A 4,362-nucleotide genomic window follows, 5' to 3' on the forward strand; every position below is an offset into this window, starting at 1 on the left:
TGAGGGACTGGAAGATCGCGTCGGCGCTGCCGAGGTACCAGTGCTTGCCCACCCGCTGCTGCGCCGGCACGGGCGTCACGTAGTTGCCGAGCATCGTCGACATCCGCCAGGTCTGGGTGACGTGACGGTCGAGGCTGTGGGACTTGTACTGCGTCAGGACGACGACCTGGAGGTAGCCGGAGTTGACCACGTTGGAGAGCGCGAAGTCGATCAACCGGTAGATGCCCGCGAAGGGCACGGCGGGCTTGGCGCGGTCGGCCGTGAGCGGCATCAGCCGCTTGCCCTCCCCACCTGCGAGGACGATGGCCAGGACCTTCTTGCGCGACGCTGCACTCATGTCTGGACCCTAGCCGGACGTCGGGGCCTAGGGTGATCGTCGTGCGCGTCGATGTGGTGTCCAAGGAGTATCCGCCGTCCGTCTACGGAGGGGCCGGCGTCCACGTGACCGAGCTGGTGCGCGCACTGCGCGCCCGCGCCGACGTCGACGCCCGGGTGCACGCCTTCGGCGGCCCGCGCGCCGAGGCCGGTACGTCGTCGTACCCCGACCTGCCCGAGCTGGCCGGCGCCAACGCCGCACTGCAGACCCTCGGGGTCGACCTGGCCATCGCCGACGCGGTCGGCGGGGCCGACCTCGTGCACTCGCACACCTGGTACGCCAACATGGCCGGCCACGTGGCGTCCCTCCTGCACGGCATCCCCCACGTCGTCTCGGCGCACTCGCTGGAGCCGCTGCGGCCGTGGAAGGCCGAGCAGCTCGGCGGCGGCTACGCGGTGTCGTCGTGGGTGGAGCGCACGTCCTACGAGGCGGCCGCCGCGGTGATCGCGGTGTCGGCGGCGATGCGCGACGACGTGCTGGCCTCCTACCCCGCCGTCGACCCGGCGAAGGTGCACGTCGTGCACAACGGCATCGACACCGAGCAGTGGTCGCCGATCGTCGCGCCCGACCGGGTGCGCGAGCTGGGCGTCGACCCGGACCGTCCCTCGGTCGTGTTCGTCGGTCGGATCACCCGTCAGAAGGGGCTGCCGCTCTTCCTGCGCGCGGTCGCACAGCTGCCGCCGGAGGTGCAGATCGTGCTCTGCGCCGGCGCGCCCGACACCCCCGAGATCGCCGCCGAGGTGGAGGGCCTCGTGGCGACGCTGGCTGCCGAGAGGTCGGGCGTCGTGTGGATCCGCGAGATGCTGCCGCGTCCCGACGTCGTGGCGCTGCTGACCGCGGCCACCGCCTTCGCGTGCCCGTCGATCTACGAGCCGCTCGGCATCGTCAACCTCGAGGCGATGGCCTGCGAGACCGCCGTCGTCGCGACCGCCACCGGCGGCATCCCCGAGGTCGTCGTGCCCGGCGGGACCGGGCTGCTGGTCCCGATCGAGCAGGCCACCGACGGCACGGGCACTCCGTTGGACCCCGAGGGCTACGTGCGTGACTTCGCAGCGGCGCTCAACGAGGTCGTGGCCGACCCGTCGCGAGCGGCGGCCATGGGCGTCGCGGGTCGGCAGCGGGCCGTCGAGCACTTCGGCTGGCCTGCGATCGCCGAGCGCACCGTGGGGATCTACCGCTCGGTGCTCTGACACGACCGGCCCTGTGGAGAGGCGGTCGCACGATCGCCGGGATCGGGGGATCGTCGGGGGCATGACCCTCCAGATGAAGATCCAGACCCAGTCCGACCTCGAGCAGGCCTGGCGCACCCTCATGGGACCGCTTGGCTTCGGCGGCCACAGCGTGTGGCTGGTCCTGCTCGAGCCCGACGGCACGACGACGCCGATGATCATGGAGATCACCGAGTCCGAGGAGCCCCTCGACGAGTCGATGCAGACCAGCCTCGCCGAGCTCCTGCGGCTGCTGACCACCGAGACGGTCCCCGACGGCCGCGTCGCCTTCCTGCGCACGCGCCCCGGACGCGACGGCGTCAGCGCCGCCGACCGGGAGTGGGCGACGGCGCTCTACGCCGCGTGCCGGCTCGCCGGTGTGCGCCACGAGGTGGTGCACGTCGCGAACGACGTGATGCTTCAGCCGGTGCCCCTCGATGCCCTAGGTTCGGCTGCGTGACCAAGCTGATGTTCGCCCTGTGGGGCGACGACCTGTCCGCTGCCCTGCACTCCCCCGACCTGCGGGCCACCTTGGCTGCGGCCGGCGCGGAGCGCCTGCAGGTCAACGTCGACGACGAGCACGTCGCGCCGGCGATGCGCATCCCGACGGGGGACGCGATCGGGGCGGTCGTCAGCGTGTGGACCTCCGGCCCTGCGGCCGTCGTGGTCTCGGCGCTCGAGGCCGTGGCCCGCCGCGTCGCCGGGTGGGAGGTCGAGGAACGGCGGCCGATCGAGCCCCCCGAGACCTGGGACGGCACCCGCGGCGCGGGGCTCGCCAACGTGGCGGTGCTGCGCCGGCCCGACGAGCTGACCCACGAGGAGTGGCTGCACCGCTGGCTGGTCGACCACACCCCGATCGCGATCGCGACACAGGCGACCTTCGGCTACGTCCAGAACGTCGTGGTCGCCGCCGTCACCCCCGACGCGCCGGACAAGCACGCGCTGGTCGAGGAGCTGTTCCCGGTCGAGGGCATGACCGACATGCACGCGTTCTACGGCAGCGACGGCGACGACGCCGAGCTCTCCCGACGACTCGAGCTGCTCATGGGCAGCGTCACGCGCATCGGCGCGGACCGCGACATCGACCTGGTGCCGACCAGCCGCTACCTTTACACGCTCCGGTGACCCGACGGGTCCTGGGTCAGCTGACGGACCGGTCGACGACCGTGCCGTCCTTCTCCGCCCGCAGATAGCTGGACTCCCCGAACTCGTTGGACGCGTAGGCCGCCAGCCAGGTCGTGGAGCCGTCCTGGGGCTTGCGCACGATCACGTAGGAGCTGGTCGGGTCGTCGATCAGCATGCGCGCCTTGCGAGTCAGCCGGGCCAGGACCGTGGGGTCGATCGTGGAGAGGTCGAAGCGGTCGTAGGTCGAGGTGCTCTTCGTGCTCTCGCTCAGCTCACCGTCGAAGTAGTAGCTGATGGCCCGCCTGCCCTCGGGCTCGGCGGGGGCCGACGTCACGGCGTACGCCTCGTAGAGCACCGCCTCGAAGACCGCTGTCCCCCCGGTCTCGGCGCGCAGCGCGTCGAGGAGGCCCTGGAAGCCGCCCGGGGTGAACAGGTCCGCAGGCGCGTCCGTGCCCTGGCCCGGGGCGCCCTCGAAGCCGTCGAACGGGTCGACCCCCTCGAAGGTCTCCTCCGAGCTGTCGGTGGCGTTGCCGATCACGCTGAGGATCACCGCACCCGCGCCGATCGCCATCACGAGGAAGAAGATGATCGGGACGAAGACCAGGGCCTGCGACGCCCCTGCCGGCTTCGAGCCAGGCATCTGCGTCACCTGCGCCGCCACCAGCTGGTCCTGCGGCGGGCCGTAGCTGACCTGGGGCGCGGGAGTCGCCTCGCCGCTGGTGCCCGTCTGCGGAGGCTCGTAGGTCGTCCAGGCCGGCGCCGGCCCGCGGTGCGCGAGGTCCTGGGTGATCATCTGCAGCTCGGTCGCCGTGTGCGCATGCCGGAGCTGGTCGACCCGGCGGTCGTGGTCGGCCTGGACGATCCGACCCTCGGTCAGAGCCGCCTCGACGGCCGTGATCGCGGCGTTGCGCTCGCCGTCGCTGACTCGCTCCACGGGGGTCAGGCTAGTCCTCGCGGTCGGCCTCCGCGAGCCGCTCGTGCAGCCGACGCCGTACGTCGTCGGGCGTGACCTGCGCACGCTTGCGCTGCTCCCGGGCGATGATGGCCCCGGTGGCGGCGACCCCGGTCAGCCCCGCGATCCCGAGCACCTTCCACAGCTTCATCGACAGGACTCCTTCATCGTGCACACCTCACGCCTGACCCTCGACGCTGCGGTCGACCTGACCCGCACCGGGGACCTCTGGCTCTTCCGTGGCCACTCGGCCGCCGACCACGCTATCCGCGTCCTGACCAACGCGCCCGTCAACCACGTCGGCATGGCGATCGTCATCGATGACCTGCCGCCGCTGATGTGGCACGCCGAGCTCGGCAAGGGCCTGATCGACGTGTGGAGCAACAGCCACCACCGCGGCGTCCAGCTGCACGACCTGCGGGCCGCGGTCGAGCAGTGGACCGGCCGCTACCAGCAGCACGCCTGGCTGCGCCAGCTCGACGCCACGGTCACCCCGGAGATGGAGGACGCCGTGATGCGCACGATCGCGCGCCTCGACGGCACGCCGTTCCCCTCGACAGCCAAGCTGGTGGGGCGCTGGGCGCGCGGGCGGGTACGCCGGGCTGCGTCCGCCGAGCTGACGTACTGCGCCGAGGTGGTGGCGGCGACGTACTCCGCCATGGGCCTGCTCGACGACCAGATGCCGACCAACTACTACGACC

Annotated in this window: 7 protein-coding genes; 4 read left to right on the plus strand and 3 right to left on the minus strand. The window is 71.9% G+C overall.

Annotated features, from left to right (window positions below; translation table 11 throughout):
* A partial coding sequence (locus RMN98_RS13525) for a sugar phosphate nucleotidyltransferase (RefSeq protein WP_309649342.1) occupies nt 1–337 on the minus strand: 337 nt, incomplete at its 3' end.
* A 41-nt stretch (nt 338–378) separates the two neighbouring features.
* On the opposite strand from RMN98_RS13525, the gene glgA reads away from it, so the two are divergent.
* From glgA to RMN98_RS13540, 3 genes are all read left to right on the plus strand, one after another.
* The gene (gene glgA, locus RMN98_RS13530; protein ID WP_309649343.1) at nt 379–1,566 is read left to right on the plus strand and encodes a glycogen synthase; all 1,188 of its coding nucleotides are present in this window, start codon (nt 379–381) and stop codon (nt 1,564–1,566) included.
* Nucleotides 1,567–1,627: 61 nt separating this feature from the next.
* A complete protein-coding gene (locus RMN98_RS13535; protein ID WP_309649344.1) occupies nt 1,628–2,044 on the plus strand; it encodes a hypothetical protein in 417 nt (138 codons plus the stop codon).
* On the plus strand, nt 2,041–2,709 hold the full coding sequence (locus tag RMN98_RS13540) for an EthD domain-containing protein (RefSeq protein WP_309649345.1): 669 nt from the start codon (nt 2,041–2,043) through the stop codon (nt 2,707–2,709). The genes RMN98_RS13535 and RMN98_RS13540 overlap by 4 nt, the downstream gene beginning before the upstream one ends.
* 16 nt (nt 2,710–2,725) lie before the next feature.
* Here the strand turns inward: RMN98_RS13540 and RMN98_RS13545 are convergent, their stop codons facing one another.
* Both RMN98_RS13545 and RMN98_RS13550 read right to left on the minus strand, forming a co-directional pair.
* Complete coding sequence (locus RMN98_RS13545; protein ID WP_309649346.1) at nt 2,726–3,643, minus strand: DUF1707 domain-containing protein; 918 nt, start codon at nt 3,641–3,643, stop codon at nt 2,726–2,728.
* 10 nt (nt 3,644–3,653) lie between these two features.
* On the minus strand, nt 3,654–3,812 hold the full coding sequence (locus RMN98_RS13550) for a hypothetical protein (protein WP_309649347.1): 159 nt from the start codon (nt 3,810–3,812) through the stop codon (nt 3,654–3,656).
* 18 nt (nt 3,813–3,830) lie between these two features.
* On the opposite strand from RMN98_RS13550, the gene RMN98_RS13555 reads away from it, so the two are divergent.
* Nucleotides 3,831–4,362, plus strand: a 532-nt coding sequence (locus RMN98_RS13555) for a hypothetical protein (protein WP_309649348.1), incomplete at its 3' end; no start/stop codon positions are given.

It is taken from the genome of Nocardioides sp., assembly GCF_031397825.1.
GTDB lineage: Bacteria > Actinomycetota > Actinomycetes > Propionibacteriales > Nocardioidaceae > Nocardioides.